Annotated in this window: 14 protein-coding genes; 11 read left to right on the plus strand and 3 right to left on the minus strand. The window is 66.2% G+C overall.

Annotated elements, in window-relative coordinates; all coding sequences use genetic code 11:
- Positions 1 to 103: 103 nt before the first annotated feature.
- Both ACIP5Y_RS25870 and ACIP5Y_RS25875 read right to left on the minus strand, forming a co-directional pair.
- The gene (locus ACIP5Y_RS25870) at positions 104 to 874 is read right to left on the minus strand and encodes a TY-Chap domain-containing protein (RefSeq protein ID WP_400353557.1); all 771 of its coding nucleotides are present in this window, start codon (positions 872 to 874) and stop codon (positions 104 to 106) included.
- An 80-nt stretch (positions 875 to 954) separates the two neighbouring features.
- Positions 955 to 1989 (minus strand): NAD(P)-dependent alcohol dehydrogenase, encoded by a 1035-nt coding sequence (locus ACIP5Y_RS25875; protein WP_400353559.1) that lies wholly within the window; start codon positions 1987 to 1989, stop codon positions 955 to 957.
- 255 nt (positions 1990 to 2244) lie between these two features.
- Between ACIP5Y_RS25875 and ACIP5Y_RS25880 the strand changes: the two genes are divergently transcribed.
- The 11 genes from ACIP5Y_RS25880 (at position 2245) to ACIP5Y_RS25930 (ending at position 17493) form a co-directional block, all read left to right on the plus strand.
- Positions 2245 to 3651 (plus strand): purine-cytosine permease family protein, encoded by a 1407-nt coding sequence (locus tag ACIP5Y_RS25880; protein WP_400353561.1) that lies wholly within the window; start codon positions 2245 to 2247, stop codon positions 3649 to 3651.
- A gap of 603 nt (positions 3652 to 4254) precedes the next feature.
- Complete coding sequence (locus ACIP5Y_RS25885; protein WP_400353563.1) at positions 4255 to 7122, plus strand: nitrate- and nitrite sensing domain-containing protein; 2868 nt, start codon at positions 4255 to 4257, stop codon at positions 7120 to 7122.
- Entirely contained in the window at positions 7119 to 7547 is a 429-nt protein-coding gene (locus ACIP5Y_RS25890; RefSeq protein ID WP_400353565.1) for a roadblock/LC7 domain-containing protein, read from the plus strand. The genes ACIP5Y_RS25885 and ACIP5Y_RS25890 overlap by 4 nt, the downstream gene beginning before the upstream one ends.
- Positions 7544 to 7981: a DUF742 domain-containing protein gene (locus ACIP5Y_RS25895; RefSeq protein ID WP_400353567.1), complete on the plus strand. Its 438-nt coding sequence runs from the start codon at positions 7544 to 7546 to the stop codon at positions 7979 to 7981. Before ACIP5Y_RS25890 ends, ACIP5Y_RS25895 begins: the two co-directional genes overlap by 4 nt.
- Positions 7965 to 8558 carry a GTP-binding protein gene (locus ACIP5Y_RS25900; RefSeq protein WP_400353569.1) on the plus strand — a complete coding sequence of 198 codons (594 nt, stop codon included), beginning with the start codon at positions 7965 to 7967 and terminating at the stop codon, positions 8556 to 8558. The genes ACIP5Y_RS25895 and ACIP5Y_RS25900 overlap by 17 nt, the downstream gene beginning before the upstream one ends.
- Complete coding sequence (locus ACIP5Y_RS25905) at positions 8558 to 10339, plus strand: gamma-glutamyltransferase family protein (protein ID WP_400353571.1); 1782 nt, start codon at positions 8558 to 8560, stop codon at positions 10337 to 10339. Before ACIP5Y_RS25900 ends, ACIP5Y_RS25905 begins: the two co-directional genes overlap by 1 nt.
- A gap of 57 nt (positions 10340 to 10396) precedes the next feature.
- A complete protein-coding gene (locus ACIP5Y_RS25910; RefSeq protein ID WP_400353573.1) occupies positions 10397 to 12025 on the plus strand; it encodes an ABC transporter substrate-binding protein in 1629 nt (542 codons plus the stop codon).
- Positions 12026 to 12030: 5 nt separating this feature from the next.
- Positions 12031 to 13659 carry an ABC transporter substrate-binding protein gene (locus ACIP5Y_RS25915; protein WP_400353575.1) on the plus strand — a complete coding sequence of 543 codons (1629 nt, stop codon included), beginning with the start codon at positions 12031 to 12033 and terminating at the stop codon, positions 13657 to 13659.
- Between the two features lie 6 nt (positions 13660 to 13665).
- Positions 13666 to 14622 carry an ABC transporter permease gene (locus ACIP5Y_RS25920; RefSeq protein ID WP_400353577.1) on the plus strand — a complete coding sequence of 319 codons (957 nt, stop codon included), beginning with the start codon at positions 13666 to 13668 and terminating at the stop codon, positions 14620 to 14622.
- A complete protein-coding gene (locus ACIP5Y_RS25925) occupies positions 14619 to 15677 on the plus strand; it encodes an ABC transporter permease (protein ID WP_400353579.1) in 1059 nt (352 codons plus the stop codon). The genes ACIP5Y_RS25920 and ACIP5Y_RS25925 overlap by 4 nt, the downstream gene beginning before the upstream one ends.
- A gap of 10 nt (positions 15678 to 15687) precedes the next feature.
- A complete protein-coding gene (locus ACIP5Y_RS25930; protein WP_400353581.1) occupies positions 15688 to 17493 on the plus strand; it encodes a dipeptide ABC transporter ATP-binding protein in 1806 nt (601 codons plus the stop codon).
- A gap of 30 nt (positions 17494 to 17523) precedes the next feature.
- Here the strand turns inward: ACIP5Y_RS25930 and ACIP5Y_RS25935 are convergent, their stop codons facing one another.
- Positions 17524 to 18102 carry a hypothetical protein gene (locus ACIP5Y_RS25935; RefSeq protein WP_400353583.1) on the minus strand — a complete coding sequence of 193 codons (579 nt, stop codon included), beginning with the start codon at positions 18100 to 18102 and terminating at the stop codon, positions 17524 to 17526.
- Positions 18103 to 18104: the final 2 nt, after the last annotated feature.

Here is an 18104-nt window from a genome sequence, read left to right on the forward strand (position 1 = left end):
CCTGCGCCGCGGAAACGACTGAGCCTCACCCGGATCCGAATGAGGCTCAGTAGAAGTCCCTACCAGCAGCGACACATGTGCTGCCCTACTTCTTCGCAGGGGTCTACGACCGCGAAGTGGATTCCAAACCGAGAGCGGCGACCGCTGGATCGGGTTCGCCGCTGGCGTAAGTGAAGGAGTCGACGGTGAGTTGGGAGGGTGAGCCGATCTGAAGCACCTCCGTCATCGCCTCGACGGCCCGGGCGGCGATATACGGGAAATGCCCCTGGTCGACGCTGAAGCAGCGGTACCGATTCGGTTCCCCGATTCCCGGCAGGTCGATGACCCATCCGGCAGCGGCCAGGAGGCGGTCCTGCTCGGCGGTGACGTTTGCGCTGACGGAGGAGAATCCGGATCCTGTGTCCGCAAATCCGCGGCCCAGGAACTGAATACACGAACCTTCGGACGTTCCCAGTGTCACTGCTGCCTGCTCGGTCATGGCCTCCAGTACGATGGCGAGGCGCGAAGCGAATTCTGCCCAAGTGGCCGGTGGCGCAGCGGGTTCCGAGGCCAGTGCCAGATATGCTGACTGCTCTTCGGAACTGAACTCCCACTCGAATTCAACCTTCGCACCCGGCGCAACTTGCTCGACCCGCCGCTGCAGTTGCGGCTCGAAATCGTCCTGCCATCGGCTGAAGCCACTGAAGATCACCGGATCCGGGGACTCCACCCGCACATCGACACCCGCCCCGATCACCGAATCACGTTGAATGAGAACGGCTTCGTTCTCGAGCCGCTCCTCTCGCATCACCTGCTCGAACAGCGCAGCGACCGCCTCGGCATGGCCGGGGGACAATCCGTACACGGTGAAACAGACATCGACACTGATAGACACGATTCGAACGGTACCAACACCTTCCGACACCACCTGGTGAAGCCGGTTGACGATGCCGTCTCCCGGATGTCGCCCGCGCCTCAACTGTGGCTGATGATCACCTTGCCGAATCCACCTCCGGTTTCGATGTAGCCCAAAGCTTCCGGGACCTGATCGAAGGAGAACGTCCGATCGATCACCGGGCGCAGTCGGTGGAAGTCGACAGCCTGGTTGAGCGCGTCGAAATGGGCACGACTGCCGGTAGCGATCGGCCGCAACACCGCGCCGCTGCTGAAGATCGTCACAGGATCGATCGGCTCGGTGCCCGCGTCACCGGACAGCCAGTACCCGACAACCGCGATCTCGCCACCCCGCGCAGCCGCTTGCAACGACTTCCGCAGCGGACCTGTCGAATCGACGACAAGGTTGGCCCCGGCTCCACCGGTCGCCTCGCGAACATGAGTGTGCCAGTCGGGGTTTCGGCGATAGTCGATCACCTCGTCGGCGCCCAGCGCGCGCAATCGCTCCGCCTTCTCGACGCTGGAGGTGGTGGCGATGACGCGTGCACCGGTCAATGCGGCCAATTGCAGCACGAACAGCGACACCGATCCCGATCCCAACGTCAGCACCGTCTGCCCCGGTCGCAGCGGCCCGCCGACGGTCACCGCATGCCACGCGGTCACCGCGGACAGCGGCAACGCCGCGGCCTCCTCATACGACAGATGATCGGGGATACGAACCAAGCCCTGCTCGTCGAGCAGCGCGTATTCGGCGAGCACACCGTCGATCATGGTGCCGAGCTGAGCGGCATTCTCGAACCGGAACGGGCCGTCGAGCCAGCGCGGGAACACCGTCGCGGCCACCCGATCACCGGGCAGGACCCGGGTCACGTCTGCGCCGACCGCCACGACCTCACCGGTTCCCTCACATCCAGGGATCACGCCCGGCGTGATGGGCAACGGATAGTTGTTCTCCAACACCAGCAAATCTCGGTAGCCCAGCCCATTCGCACGGATCCGTACCAGCACCTGCCCACGCCCTGGGCGCGGCACCTCATGATCCTGCAGTGTCAGCCCACTAAGCCCGCGCCCCGGATCCAGCCGATAGCAACGCATTCGGGCATTCTCTTCGCTCATTGTCGTGTTCCTCTCACCGAAGCGATCGGACACGATCCTGCGCCGCACCGCAGACACCCAACAATTCCCCTCGAGGAATCGCCCGCCGTGGACCTGCTCCACGGGATCGCTCGGCTGCCTCACGATGCTCGTGCCAACCCGTGTGGGTGCTTGCCCGCTGATCAGGTGGTCTGCGTGATCTTGCCTCGCCCGGTGCGTGATGGTTGGTAGGCTTGCCGGATTCTCAAGTGACGCAGTGATTGTGGGGTCTTCGTCATGGTGCAGATCAGACGTCGGACGGGCGGGACGGAGGGCTCGGCGGGGCTCGGGCGCAGGATCGGCGGCGAGATCGAGACCGTTGGGGTGGCGCCGGTTCCGGAGAGTCAGCGGACGCAGACGTCGTGGAAGATTTTCATCGTCTGGTTGATGGCGTCGGCGTCGGCTACTACCCCGCTGATCGGGGCGCTGCTGTTTCAGTACGGGCTGACGTACATGATTGCCGCGATTGTGGTGTCGTGGCTGATCGCGTTCATTCCGGCCGGGCTGACCTCCGAGATGGGCCGGCAGGTTCCGTTGAACACGCTGGTGGTTGCCCGGAAGACCTACGGGTGGGACGGGTCGCTGTTGTTCTCGATCCTGTTCACGGTCGTGAATTTCGGCTGGTTCGGGCTGAATACGCAGATCGGCGCCGAAATCCTGGCCGCCATCACGCATTCCTCGGTGTACATGTGGGACGTGATCGTCGGCGGGGTACAGATCATCCTGGTGCTGTTCGGCATGAAGTGGCTGGAGCGGTTCTACCGCTACACCGCACTGCTGCTGGTCGCCGCTTACCTGGCCCTCGCCTTTTATCTGGTCACGCATTACACGCTGCACTATCCCGGCCAGACCGCGCCGATGAACTGGGGAATGGCGCTGACCACGGTGCTGACCTTCTCGGTGCTCGGCTGGATCTACAGCCTCGCCACCACGACACGGTTCGCGGTGCCGTGGGAGAAGACGAAGGGACGCGCCAAGATTCCGTACTTCCTGGCGCCTTCGGTCGGAATCATGCTCGCGGTCCTGGTGTTCGGCGTCCTCGGCGCGTACTCCCAGTCGGCTACGGGCGACTGGAACATCGCGCTGCTCGGCGCGCACATCAGCGGATGGGGTTTCGTGGCCGCCCTCGGCGCCGCTCTGGCGGTCATCCACACCAACGCGATGAACCTCTACCCCTCGACCGCCAGCCTGCTGGTCGCGATCAACAACGTCCACAAGCCGACCCGCTGGGAGCAGCCACTAGCCACCATCGGCCTCGGCATACTCGGTACGGCCCTGGCGATCTGGGGCATCCTCAACCATGTCGAGACGCTGATCACCGACGCCGGGGACATCACCACGCCATTCATCTTCGTAATCCTGGTGGACTGGCTGTACGTGCAGCGCCGCCGCACGCCCGCGACCGCGTTCTTCGACCCTCCACGCACCTTGCACGAACGCGTGGTTCCCACCGCGATCGTCGCGGTCGCCGTCGGGTTCGCCCTCGGCTTCTGGGGTGATGAGTTCTTGCCGAGCTTCTTCTACAACGTCCTGCCGCTGCCGGTGGTCGCGGGCGTGGTCTCGGCCATCCTGTACGGGCTCGCCGCCACCTTCTGGCACCCACCCCACGCGGTCCCCCGCGAAACGCTCAGTGCCGAGCTTTGAGTCGACCAGGGTTGCACGTATTTCGTCAAAGCCAGTACTTCACAGCCAATGCGCCCAGCACGAATCCTGTTGTCATCGTGCTTACCGAAGCCCCTACTTTCGGGGGCATAGTCCGGGGGTTTTCACCGCCACCCCGCTCCCCCGTCCGGCAGCTGAGTCGGACCAGCCGTCGGCTCCCGACGCCGACACACTCTATGCCGGTTCGGCCTGTGTGCCGACAGCTTGGACATCCACGCTCTGCGGTCGCCAACCGTAGCTATTGCCGTTGCACTGCAATTCAGTTGCGCTGCAATTAAAATAGTAGTCATGTAAACCATCGCGGGCGGGGCAGAATACTCGTACCGACCAGTTGTTTGGGTTGGGACTACCGGATCTTCACCTGGAAGGCGCCCGAATTGGCGGAAATGCGAAGAGTATGGGTTGCCGGTGAACTTCTGAGCGGCGATGCCGGGCGATGCGCGAGGAGCGAGAGAGGCTGGTGGGTGGGGGGTTTGGGCCTGGGTACCGTCCGAGTTGACTGCGGATTGGGCATGTGGGAGTTTTCTCCCGGATTCACGTGTGCTCGATGCACAAAGGGTTGGTCTTTCGGAGGAGCGGCAGGTAGTGCGTCTACGTCTAGGGCAGGAAAAGTCCGGGGACAGCACCGATTCGGCGCCCGCACGGCCTGCAGCGGTGAATCGGGTGCTCGACTTCGTCATGGGCGGGTTCCTGCGAGCGCGCACCATCAGCGGGCAGCTGTCGCGAATTCTGGCGTTTGCGCTGATCCTGGTGCTGGTCTTGCTGGCGGCCACAGTCCAGCGGGCGTACGCCGACTATCGCGAGTCCGACGCCACGACGCGCGCGGTCACGCTGGCCCTCGGAGTGCAGGATCTGACCGACCAGATCCAGCGTGAACTCGGCCTCAGTAATGGGTTGCTCAGCGGTGACGGCAGTCTGCAGCAGCAGTTGCTCGCGCAGCGGCACAGTGTCGATGCCACGCTCGATGCGGTGAAGGGCGCGGCCGACTCGAATGCGCCGGGAGCGGACCAGGTCCGGGCGGCGCTCGCACAGTTGAATCTGCTGACCAATACGCGCACGCAGGTCGATACGCGCCGCATCAGCCGGCCCGTCGTGCTCCAGTTCTACAACGATGCCGTCGGCGCCCTGAACCGGCTGACACTGGGCCTGGATCAGGCCAATGACCCGGAACTGCAACGCGGCCTGCAGGCGTTCTATGCACTCGGTGCGGCGAAAGCGCAGTTCGACAAGGAGCGCGGCTTCCTCAACGGCGTCTTCGTCGTCGGGCACTTCTCCGGCGGCGAGTACGGGCAGTTCATGGAGATCCGCGCCGCCAAACAGGATGCGCTGCAATCGTTCTCCCGCTACGCCGACAAGACCCGCCAGGCCGATCTGGACGCCGCGATGGGCGGCGACCATGCCGCGCAGGCCGATCAGGCCGAGAGCGTCGCGCTCGCCTCCGGAGACGGGCCGCTGGCGCGCCCGGTGGATGCGACGTCCTGGTGGACGCAGATGACCGGCGTCATCGATGCGCAGCGTGCCGTGCAGAAGTCGGTGGGTAGCGATATCCAGTCCCGCGCCGAGGATTTGCGCGGCAGCGCCGAGACCGAACTCATCGCCTTCCTGGTAGGTGCGGCCATCGCCATTCTCGCCATGATCGCGCTGGTGCTGGCCTCGGTGCGCGCCCTGGTGCGACCGCTGCACACCCTGGCCGAAGAGGCCGACGATGTGGCCTCGCGCCGACTACCCGAGGTCATCGACGCCTGGTCGCACGCCGAGGAGAGCCAGCCCGAGGCGCCGGCGCCGGTGCGCACCCCCGTCGGGTCCAGTGCCGAGATCGCCGCTGTCGCAGGCGCATTGGACCGCGTGCAGACCACCGCCTTCGAACTCGCCTCGCAGCAGGCGCTGGTGCGCCGCAATACCACCGAGTCGATGGGCAACCTGGCACGACGCAATCAGAATCTGGTGCGCCGCCAGCTCGCGCTGATCAGCGCCTTCGAGCGGGAGGAACTCGACCCGCAGGGCCTGGCCAACCTGTTCGAACTCGATCATCTCGCTACTCGCATGCGCCGCAATGCCGAGAGCCTGCTGGTGCTGGTGGGCGAGAGCAGCCCGCGCCGGTTGGCGCGCCCGGTGACCCTGATCGATGTGGTGCGCGCGGGCATGTCCGAGGTCGACGACTACCGGCGCGTGGTGCTGCGCCGCGTCGAGGATGTACTCATCGTGGGTTCGGTGGCCAGTGAGCTCTCCCATATGCTCGCCGAGCTCATCGAGAACGGGCTCGCCTTCTCGCCACCGGATCTGGAGGTCGAGATCTACGGCCGTTCGGCCTCGCACGGGTATCTGCTCGCGGTGGTCGACCACGGTGTCGGCATGTCCGCGGAGGCGCTCGCGCAGTCGAATGCGAAGCTGCGCGGTGAGGACGATTTCATCGTGGCGCCGACGCGCTATCTGGGCCACTACGTGGTCGGCAAGCTCGCGCAGCGGCTCGGGATCGAGGTGGAACTGACCACCTCGCCGGTGAGCGGTATCGTCGCGCGGATGACGCTGCCCAGCGCATTGCTGGCCACGGCGCACGATGAGCAGCTGCCGACGACCACGGTGCAGGCGCTGCTGCCCGCTACCGGGATGGAACCGGCCTGGGGTTCGGATTCGGAAGCGAGAAGCCTTCCGGCACCGGCGGAGTCACTGCACGAGACCGCTGCCCTGCCCTCGCCCTACACCACCGGTCGGCACGCGCTCGTCACCGAACCGCCGTCCACCACCGGTACAGGCGAGCGTGGCTACGACACCGGAATCGGCATGCGGCCCGCCACCGCCGACGCGGGGGTGATCGGATTCGGCGTCGCCAACACGGGATTCGCCGAGTCCGGCCCGCGCACCGGCAGCTACGAAGCCATGATTTCGGAGGCCAAGGGTGTGGGAGGCGCGCCCGGTCGAGGCGCAGGAACCGCCGCTCCGGACCGCACTGCCACCACTCCACGCGGCGGCAGTGATCTCACCCCACGTAGCGGCAATGACCTCAATTCAAGGGGCGGCCGCAATGACCTCACCCCGCGCGGCAGCGGCAATGACCTCACGCCTCGCGGCAGCGGCAGTGCGCCCACCGCGCGAGGCGGCAGCGCGCCCGACCCGCGAGGCGGCGCTACGCCCGACCCGCGAGGTGGCACCGCGCTCACCACACGCAGTGGACTCGAACGCCGCAACAAGAAGGCTCGCGCCGGGGCCGCGCCCGCAGTGCAGTCCAATCGTGAGCCCCGCCCGAATCCGATGTCACCGCCCGCGCCGGTCACCGACCGCTCTCCGGAGGCGACCCGCAGCATGCTGAATTCCTTCCGCGCAGGGCACGAACGCGGTGCCGCGGCGGGTCCACCATCGGCCGCGCCGTATCCTGACGCTCCCGAAACTTATTCGCGCACAGCCGATCCGGCGCATCCCGGGACGCCCGCGACGACCGTAGAGGAGAACTGGTGACGACAAATCTGCCCAGCACCGATATCCATTCCTTCAATTGGATGCTGGCCAATTTCGTCCGCAATACCGCGGGCGTGCGGGAGACCGTCGCGGTCTCCTCGGACGGTCTGCTCATCGCCATGTCCGACGGTTTGGACCGCACCGCGGCCGACCGGCTGGCGGCCATGGTGTCGGGCCTGTCGAGTCTGGCCAAGAGCGCCTCGCGCAGTTACTCGTTCGACGGCCTGAAGCTGATCATGATCGAGATGAAGCGCGGCTTCCTGCTGGTCTCGGCCATGGGTAGCGGCAGCTGCCTCGGCGTCATCGCCGACGGCAACTGCGATGTGGGCCTGCTCGGTTACGAGATGTCGGTGCTGGCCGAGCGCGCCGGATCGCTATTGGATCCGGCGCTGGTGTCCGAATTGCGGGAGACTTTGCGCCGATGAGAGATTCCGAACCCCCGTACGGGAAGCATCACGGCCCGGACCCGGACCACGACTTCGGCTGGTTCCAGCGCGACCGCCTCCGCCCGCTGCCCGCCGAGCATGCGGCCGAGGGTGAGGACGACTTCGTCCGTCCCTTCATCGTCACGGGTGGCCGCACCACGCCGGTGGTCGACGGTCTGCGCATCGAGACCATGGTGCAGGCGCCGCGCGCGGCGATGCAAGCCCCCTTACAGCTCGAGCAACGCGCCGTGGTGCAGTTGTGCCAGGAGCCGCGGTCCATCGCCGAAATCGGTGCCGCGCTGAATATTCCGGTCGGTGTCGCCAAGGTGATCGTGAGCGATCTCGCCGCCGCCGGGCACCTCACCGTGCGCGAGGCCACCGAACTTTCCATTTCTGCCATCGAGAGGATCAGAGACCTTGTCCGGGCACTCTGACACGCGCCCCGCTCCGCCGTCGTCGGTGAAGATCGTCATCAGCGGCGGATTCGGCGTCGGTAAGACGACTTTCATCGGTGCGATCTCCGAGATCGAGCCGTTGTCCACCGAGGCGGCCATGACCGAGGCGTCCGTCGATGTCGACGATCCCGGTCATCACGAGCAGAAGACGCAGACCACGGTGGCCCTCGACTTCGGCCGCATCACCCTGGACAAGTCGCTGGTGCTCTACCTGTTCGGCACACCCGGCCAGGATCGCTTCGTGTTCCTGTGGGACGACCTGGTCGACGGCGCGCTCGGCGCGGTGATCGTGGTGGATACCGGGCGGGTCCGCGACTGCTTCCCGGTGCTCGACTACTTCGAGGACAAGCAGACGCCGTTCGTGGTGGTGGTCAACCGCTTCGAGGACGAACCGGCGCACGACCTGGCCGAGGTCCGGGAGGCCCTGGAACTCGAGGACTGGATCCCGCTGCTGGAATGTGATGCGCGCGACCGGAATTCGGTGCGCGACGCGCTCGTGGCCCTGTTGGAACAGGTGGTTTTCCACCGCCTCGGCGTATCGGAGAGAGTCCGCTGATGTTCACCACGCGTCCCACCCTGCAGGGCACCTTCGGCATGGTGTCGTCCACCCACTGGCTCGCCTCGGCCACGGCCATGGCGGTGCTCGAGGCCGACGGCAATGCCTTCGACGCCGCCGTCGCCGCGGCGTTCGTACTGCATGTGGCGGAACCGCATCTCAACGGCCCGGCCGGCGAGGTGCCGATCATCCTCGCGCCCGCCGGTGCGGCGCCGCAGGTGCTGTGCGGGCAGGGCCCCGCTCCGGCCGGCGCCACCATCGAGCACTATCGCGGACTGGGGCTCGAGCTGGTTCCCGGTACCGGGCCGCTGGCGGCCGCGGTGCCCGGCGCGTTCGACGCCTGGATGCTGCTGCTGCGCGATCACGGTTCGAAGCGGCTGTCGGAGGTGCTGTCGTACGCCATCGGCTATGCCGAGCACGGGATTCCGGCGGTGGAGCGGATCGGGCAGACCGTGGCGGAAGTCGCGGAACTCTTCGAAACCGAATGGACCAGCTCCGCGGCGGTCTACCTGAAGGACGGCAAACCGCCGGCTCCCGGTGCGCTACTGCGCAATCCGGTGCTGGCGCAGACCTGGCAACGGGTGCTGGCCGAGGCCGAAGCGGCGGGAACCGACCGCGAGTCGCAGATCGAGGCGGCGCGGCGGGTGTGGCGTGAGGGCTTCATCGCCGAGGCGCTCGTCGCCGCGGCGGCGCGCCCCGCCATGGATACCTCCGGCGCCCGGCACGCGGGCACCCTCAGCGCCGACGATGTGGTGAATTACCGTGCCACGTACGAGGATCCGGCCACTTACACCTGGAACGGGTGGACCATCGCCAAGCCCGGATTGTGGAGTCAAGGCCCGGCGTTGCTCCAGCAGCTCGCACTGCTGGACGTCGTTCCGGAGTACGGCACGCCGGAGTACTACCACGTGCTCATCGAAGGTTCGAAGCTCGCCATGGCCGATCGTGAGGCCTGGTACGGCGACAACCCGCAGGCATCGCTGAAAACGCTGCTGTCCCCGGAATACAACAAGCAGCGACGGACGCTCATCGGCCCGCAGGCGTCGGCGGAACTGCGACCGGGCAGCCCGGATGGACTATCCCCGCGCCTGAGCGCGTACGCGAAGTCCAACTCCGCTGGGGCCGTGGCGGTTCCGATCGGCGCCGGGGAACCGACCGTGGCTTCCAATGGCGCCACCCGCGGTGACACCTGTCATCTCGACGTGGTGGACCGCTGGGGCAATATGATCGCCGCGACGCCCAGCGGTGGCTGGCTGCAATCCAATCCGGTGATCCCGGAACTGGGCTTCCCGCTCGGCACCCGCCTGCAAATGGCATGGCTGGAGCCGGATCTGCCGAACTCGCTCACGCCCGGGCGGCGCCCGCGCACCACGCTGAGCCCCTCCCTGGCGCTGCGCGACGGTGAGGCGGTCATGGCCTTCGGTACGCCCGGCGGTGATCAGCAGGATCAGTGGAATACGCATTTCCTACTCGCCGTCGCCCTGCGCGAGCAGGTGCGCGGCAGCCTGGATCTACAGGGTGCGATCGACGCCCCCAATTGGCATCAGGAGAGCTTCCCGGGATCGTTCTATCCACGGGTGACGAATCCGGGTGCGGTGGTGGTGGAATCGCGGATCGGCACGGAGGTCATCGGCGAGCTCGAACGCCGAGGCCATCGCGTGACGGTCGGTGGCGCCTGGTCGGAGGGCCGATTGTGCGCTGTCGCACGAGATCCCGAGACCGGTGTGCTGTCGGCTGGAGCAAACCCCCGGGGAATGCAGGGTTACGCCTCGGGGCGATAACGTCAAAGTGTGTCTTGCGGGGCGAAATCCCTGCAACGTTCAAGTAGGTTGTTGCGCATGCTCGTTCGCCTTTCCAGGCTTTTTGGGCTCGCCGTGGTCGCCGTGACGCTCGCTTCTTGTGCGCAACTGCAGTACCCGGACCGAACCTCTACCCATACAGACGATTTCGGCACACCGGTGGGCACCCAGGAGGTGCGCGACGGCGGCGATCTCGTCATGGGGTTGTCCTCCGAACCGGACCGCCTCGACCCGACCACGTCGAGCTCGTTCTATACCCGCTATGTCATGAGCTCGATCTGCGAGAAGCTCTACGACAACGACTCTTCCGGCAATCTCGTCCCGCAACTGGCCACGGCGCTGCCGACCGTGTCCGAGGACGGGTTGACGGTCACCATTCCGGTGCGCGACGGCATCAAGTTCGCCGACGGCACCTCCTTCGACGCCGCCGCGGTGCGGACCAGCCTGCAGCGGCATCTGAGCATGAAGACCTCGCAGCGAACCAGTGAACTGGGTCCGATCGAATCCATCGAGGCCACCGGCGACTCGGAAGTGGTGCTGCACTACAAGAAGCCGTTCGCGCCCATCACCGCCGCGCTGGCCGACCGGGCGGGCATGATCATGTCGCCGGCCGCGCTGGCCAAGAACGGTGACAACTTCGGTGACCATCCGGTGTGTGTGGGCCCGTTCAAGTTCGTGAAGCGGGTGCCGCAGACCTCCATCGTGGTGGAACGCGATCCGCTGTATTACGACGCGAAACAGGTGCACCTGCAGACCATCACCTACCGGATCATGGTCGACGCCAATATTCGCGCGGCCAATCTGCGGTCAGGCGATATTCAGGTCGCCGACTACATCTCCCCGCAGGATGCCGATGCGCTGAAGAAGGATTCGAAACTGCGGTTGCTGCAGACGCGGTCGCTCGGATTCATGGGCGTGTATCTGAACCTCGGGAATGTGGACGGCGTCGGAAAACCGACGAAGCCGATCGACACCCCGCTGGCGAAGGATGCCCGGGTGCGGGAGGCCTTGTCGCTGAGCATCGATCGAAGCGCCTTGGTCGATACGGTGTTCAACAATTGGTACGAGCCGATGTGCTCGCCGATCGTGCCGCAGAGCACCTTCGCGACACCCACGGTGAACAATTGCCCCACCTATGATCCGCAGCGGTCGCGGCAGTTGCTGGCCGAGGCGGGCGTGCAACTCCCCTATCGGGTGAAAATGGCGGTGCAGACCTCTCAGGACCGGCTGCGCTATGCGCAGGCGATGCAAGCCAGTGCCGCGGCCGGCGGATTCGATATCGAGATCGTGCCCACCGAGTACTCCACGATGCTGGATATGCAGAAGCGCGGCAACTATGAGGCCATGCTGCTCGGCTGGTCGGGGCGAATCGATCCGGACGGCAATATCACCCGGTTCATGACTACCAAGTCCAGCGGCAATTACAGCGGATACAGCTCCCCCATCGCGGATGATCTGCTCGGGCAGGCCGCCCGCACCACCGATACCGCCAAACGCGCGGACCTCTACGCCCAAGCGGTGCAACAGATCCAGAAGGACAACCCCTACCTCTACACCTACCGCGAGCGATTGCTGACCGCGCACTCCACGCAGGTCACCGGCGTCGAGATGTACCCCGACGGTGTGGTGCGGCTGGGCAAGGCCGCATACCTCACGGACAGGAGCTGACGCCGATGCGCTACCGCTTGTTCCGGGCGCTCGCGCTGGGCGTCGTCGCCGTCGCGGTGGCCTCCTGCTCGCAGGCGCAGGCGCCCGTCCAGATCACCACGCACGCCGACGATTACGGCCAGCCACTGGGTGCACAGCCGGTGCACGAAGGCGGCGACCTGGTGATGGGGCTGTCCAACGACCCGGACCGCCTCGACCCGACCACTTCCAGCTCGCTCTACATGCGCTACGTCATGAGCACGATCTGCGAGAAGCTCTACGACAACGACTCTTCCGGCAATCTGGTGCCGCAGCTGGCATCGGATCTGCCGAAGTTCTCCGAGGACGGGCTGACGGTCACCATTCCGGTGCGCTCGGGCATCAAGTTCGCCGACGGCACCTCGTTCAACGCCTCCGCGGTCGAGACGAGTCTGCAACGGCACCTCAGCATGGACGGATCGCAGCGCACCGGTGAGATGGGCCCGATCACCGGCATCGACAGCGACGGCCAGAGCGTGATCCTGCACTACAGCACGCCGTTCGCGCCGATCACCGCCGCGCTCGCCGACCGCGCCGGGATGATCATGTCCCCCACCGCGCTGAAGGACGCAGGCAAGGACTTCGGCGACCACCCCGTCTGCGTCGGACCGTTCAAGTTCCAGCAGCGCACGGTGGGCAGTTCCATTGTGGTGGAACGGGATCCGCTGTACTACGACGCACAGAACGTGCACTTCGACACCATCACCTACCGCATCATGCCCGATGCCACGGCACGGGCGGCGGCCCTGCGCGCCGGTGAGATCCAGGTCGCGGACACCATGTCCCCGCAGGACGCCGACGCGCTGAAGGCCGACCCGAAGATGCATCTGCTGGTGTCGGGATCGTTCGGTTTCCAGGGCTTCTACATCAATATCGGCAATGCGGACGGCGCCGGTAAACCCGTGAAACCACTCGAGACGCCACTGGCGAAGGATGACCGGGTACGGTTGGCGCTCTCGCTCAGCATCGACCGGCAGGCGTTGGTGGACAAGGCCTTCAAGGGCTGGTACGAACCCGCGTGCACGCCCGTCGCCCCGCGCACCTCCTACGCGACCACCGCCGATACGGCCTGCCCGCTCTTCGATCCGGACCGCTCGCGCAAACTGCTCGCCGACGCCGGTGTGCAGACGCCGTATCCGATCACCATGCAGGTGATGAATGTCGCCGATCAGCTCGCATACGCGCAGCAGTTGCAGACCATGGTCGCCGCGGGCGGCTTCGATCTGCGGATCGTGCCCACCGAATACTCGGCGCTGCTAGCGGCGCAGAAGAGCGGCAATTACGAAGCGCTGCTGCTGGGCTGGTCGGGGCGACTCGATCCGGACGGCAATATCGCGCGCTTCCTCTCCACCGGATCCACCGGCAACTACAGCGGATTCAGCGATCCGGCCATGGACGAGGTGCTGGCCTGGGCCGCGCACACCACCAGCCCGGCGCGCCGCGGAGCCCTCTACGAGCAAGCGGTGCGGCTCATCGGGCGGGAAAACCCCTACATCTACACCTACCGGCTGCGCAACCTGACCGTGCACTCCAACCGGGTCACCGGTATCGAGGTGTACGCCGACGGCGCCGTGCGGCTCGGCAAGGCCGCGTTCGTCTCGGATCGGAATAGCTGAATACTCATGGTGCAGTATCTCTTTCATCGAGTGTGGCAGTCCGCTGTCACCCTTGTGCTGGTCTCGATCGTCGTCTTCGCCGGAGTGCGGGCGCTACCCGGTGATCCGGCCACCGTCATGGCCGGCGAACAGGCCGACCCGGCCACCATCGCCGCCGTCCGCGCTCAGCTAGGTCTCGACCGGCCACTTGTGGTGCAGTACTTCGATTTCGCCAAGCACGCCCTGGCCGGGAACTTCGGCCGGTCCATCCGCACCGGCACACCGGTCAGCGACATGATCGGCACGACGCTGCCGGTCACCCTGCAACTGGCGTTCTACGCCATGCTCATCGCGGTGCTGGCCGGAGTGCTCGGCGGTGTGCTCGCCGCGGTGTACCGGGGGCGCTGGCCGGAATGGGCCGCCAACGGGTTCTCCCTGGTCGGACTGTCGGTTCCCACCTTCTGGCTGGGCCTGCTCGCCGTGCTCTACCTCTCGGTGGGGCTGGGACTGTTCCCTGCCTCGGGGTACGTGTCCCCGTTCGACCATCCGCTACGCGGCCTCTACTTCCTCACGCTGCCCGCGCTGATCCTGGGCGTCACCCACGCCGCCGTGGTGCAGCGGCAGACACGCTCGGCGATGGTCGAAACGCTCAGCACCGACTTCGTCCGCACGGCGCGAGCCAAGGGACTCGGGCCACGCGCGGTGATCGTGCGATATGCGCTGCGCAACAGCCTGATCGTGGTGACCACCGTCATCGGGCTGCAGCTCGGCCTGCTCATCGCGGGCACCGTCGTCACCGAACGCATCTTCAGCCTGCCGGGCATCGGCAAGCTGACCCTGGATTCGGTGTTCTCCCGCGACTATCCGGTGGTCCAAGCGGTCGTACTGGTGGTCGCATTGTCCTACATCGTGATCAACCTGCTGGTCGACGTGCTGTATTCGGTGATCGACCCGCGCGTGCGAGTGTCCGGGAGGGCGCAATGAGTGTCCAGGAGAACACAGAGCCCGTACGGGACAACGCCCGCACGGACAGCGACAAGACCGGACGCAAGCCGGCCGCGACGGACGCCGATTCGACCACGGCTGCCGAGCAGGTTTCGACTCCAAAGTCCGGTTCCACTGTCGACGAACCCGTTTCGACACCAGTTGCCGGTTCCGCTGTTGCCGTGGCAGTTTCCACTTCGGCGCCCGCGCCACTGAGCGCTGTTCGTAGCCGCGTGTTGAGCCGGTTGCGCGGCAATCGGCTGGGCATGGTGGGCGCGGTGTTGCTGTTGATCGTGATCGTGATCGGCGTCTTCGCTCCCCTGCTGGCGCCGTATTCGCCCTCCGCGGTGCATTTCGCGACCCCGTTCCAGCATCCCGGCACTGTCGGATTCGCTTTGGGCACAGATGATCTGGGTCGCGACATCCTGTCCCGGGTGTTGTACGGCACGCGGGCCTCGCTCGAGGTGGGTGCGCTGTCGGTGTTGTGCGCGGTGGTCATCGGCGTACCGCTGGGCCTGCTGGCCGGGTATTGGCGGTGGCTGGATGCGGTGCTATCGCGGCTCGCGGATGTGCTGCTGGCCTTCCCCTTCGTGATGATCGCCGTCGGGCTGACCGCGATCTACGGTGGCGGACTCACGCAGGCCGCCATCGCGCTCGGCATCGCGCAGGTGCCGGTCATGATGCGGGTGGTGCGCGCGGAAACGCTGCGGCTCAAGGAAACCGATTTCGTGCTCGCGGCCCGTGCCATGCATGTCGGGTCGGGGCGCATCCTGGCCGAGCACATCCTGCCCAATGCCCTCGCACCGATCATCGTGCAGGCCACCGTGATCATGCCGACCGCCATCCTCGGCGAGGCGATCCTGTCCTTCCTGGGCCTCGGCATCAAGCCGCCCGCGCCCAGCTTGGGCATCATGCTCTCCGATGCCCAGCAGTATCTGCTGCGCACACCGTGGCCGGGTGTCTTCCCCGGCGTGGCGCTGCTGCTGATCTGCCTGGGATTCAACCTTTTCGGCGATGCGCTGCGCGACGCGCTCGACCCGAAGACCAGCCGCTGAAAGGGCTGTCATGACCGAATCACTGCTGGAGATCAACGATCTGCGGGTGTCCTACGGCGACACGAGCGCAGTGGACGGCGCGAGCCTGGTCATCGCGCCCGGCGAACGAGTCGCGGTGGTCGGCGCCTCCGGATCCGGTAAATCCACGCTCGCACATGCCATTACCGGCCTGCTGCCCGGCTCCGGCCGGGTGACCGAGGGCGTCATCCGCTGGCGCGGCGAGGACATCACCCACGCCGACGAGCGCCGGCTGCGCGGCCTGCGCGGCAAGGAGATCGGCTCGGTCCCCCAGGACCCGATGTCGAACCTGAATCCGGTGTTGCGGGTCGGCGTCCAGGTCTCGGAAACGCTGCTGGCGCACGGGATCGTGGCGCAGGACGAAACCGGGGCCGGCCGCCAGACCGGTTTCGCGGCAAACCTCAGAAACGGTATCGCGGCGCGGCGTGCGGCGCGGGACCGCGCCATCGAACTGCTGGCCGAAGCCGGCCTCCCCGACCCGGCCCGCTGCGCACGCCAGTACCCGCACGAACTCTCCGGCGGCATGCGCCAGCGCGTCCTGATCGCCATCGGCCTCTCCTGCCGCCCCGACCTCCTCATCGCCGACGAGCCCACCTCCGCGCTGGACGTGACAGTCCAGCGGCAGATCCTCGACCACTTGGACGAGCTGACCAGGGAATTGGGCACAGCACTCCTGCTGGTCACCCACGATCTGGGCTTGGCCGCCGAGCGCGCGGATCGGGTATTGGTGATGTCGGACGGCAAGATCGTCGAGACCGGCCCGGCGCGCGAGGTGCTGACCGATCCGAAGGAGGACTACACCCAGCGACTGGTGGCGGCCGCTCCCGCCCGCATCGCACCCCTGCGCGCGGTGACCGAACCGGTCGCGGTCGAACCCGCAGCCGTCGCGGCAGGCCCCGAAACCAAACCGGTCCCGGTGGAACCCGCAGCTGTCGCGGCAGAGTCCGAAACCGACTCGGCGACAGCGGCATCCGGCGCCGAGACTGCCGACGCCCCGGTGGTCCTGGAGGTTGCGCACCTCGGCAAGGAGTACCGAATCCGCGGCCGCGCCGACAAACTCCGCGCAGTCGACGACGTCTCCTTCACCATCGGCCGCGGCCGCACCACCGCAATCGTCGGCGAATCCGGATCCGGCAAAACAACCACAGCCCGCATGGTCCTGGGCCTCGTCCCCCCGACCACCGGCACCATCCGACTGGACGGCGTCGACCTCATCGGCCTGGAGGGCGCCCGCCTACGCGCCGCCCGCCGCGCCATGCAGCCGGTCTTCCAGGATCCTTACTCCTCCCTGGACCCCATGTGGACCGTCACCCAACTGATCTCGGAACCCTTGCGCGCCTTCGCAACCGGTGACCAATCCACCCGCCGCACCCGAGTAGCCGAACTCCTCGACCAGGTAGCCCTCCCCACCACCCTCGCCCACCGCTACCCCAACGAACTCTCCGGCGGCCAACGCCAACGCGTAGCCATCGCCCGAGCCCTCGCCATCGAACCCCGCCTCGTAATCTGCGACGAGCCCGTCTCCGCCCTCGACGTCCTCGTCCAAAACCAAATCCTCACCCTTCTCTCCACCCTCCAGGAACGCCTCGGCATCAGCTACCTCTTCATCTCCCACGACCTAGCCGTCGTCCAAGCCCTCGCCCACGACGTAGTCGTAATGAAGGACGGCCACGTAGTAGAACAGGGCCCCGCCCACCAAATCCTCACCACCCCCACCGACCCCTACACTCGCCGCCTCCTGGAAGCCATCCCCGGCGCCGAAAACACCGCGAAAGCAGAAACCCGCCAATCCGCGTAATAGCTCGAGGTCCAGAGCCTGGCCGGGCCGTCAGATATATAGCCCGGCCCAATCGACGTTGTATTGGCAGTCGGTGGACCCGAGTGTGATCGTGATACGACCTTTCTCTTCGAGGTCGAGCAGGCACAGTGGGCCACCGTGGTCGAAGGTCAAGTCCACGAACCACTTTCGAATTGATGCAGAGCGGGCGAACAGGCGACTCATACGGGTGGTTGCCGCCATGAAATCGAAGCACAGATGGTCCGGCAGGAACGTCGACGCCTGCCATACATGTAGGTAGATGTAGCCCACGTCGCAGAGTCGGCGACCGTCCGCATCGATACGCAGCGCAAGGTCGCGGTCCACCCACTCCAGCAGCTCATCGTCCGCTTCGAACGAGATCGACAAGTCCAGGTCGAGGAGGCTGCCGCGCTGCAGGGTGGCGGGGTCGAAGCGGACGGTGGTGCCGGAGGCGAAATGGGAAGTGAACGGCATGACAACCTGGCCGTCCGGAAACTCGACGGTAGTAGTCCTATCGGGCCTGGCCGGGCAGTTCGCTTTCAGCGTCTCCAACAGTCCACGCGCGGAATCCCGGTGGACGTACACCTCATAGCTGTAGTCGAGTCCCATAG

Source organism: Nocardia sp. NPDC088792 (assembly GCF_044750615.1).
Taxonomy (GTDB): domain Bacteria; phylum Actinomycetota; class Actinomycetes; order Mycobacteriales; family Mycobacteriaceae; genus Nocardia.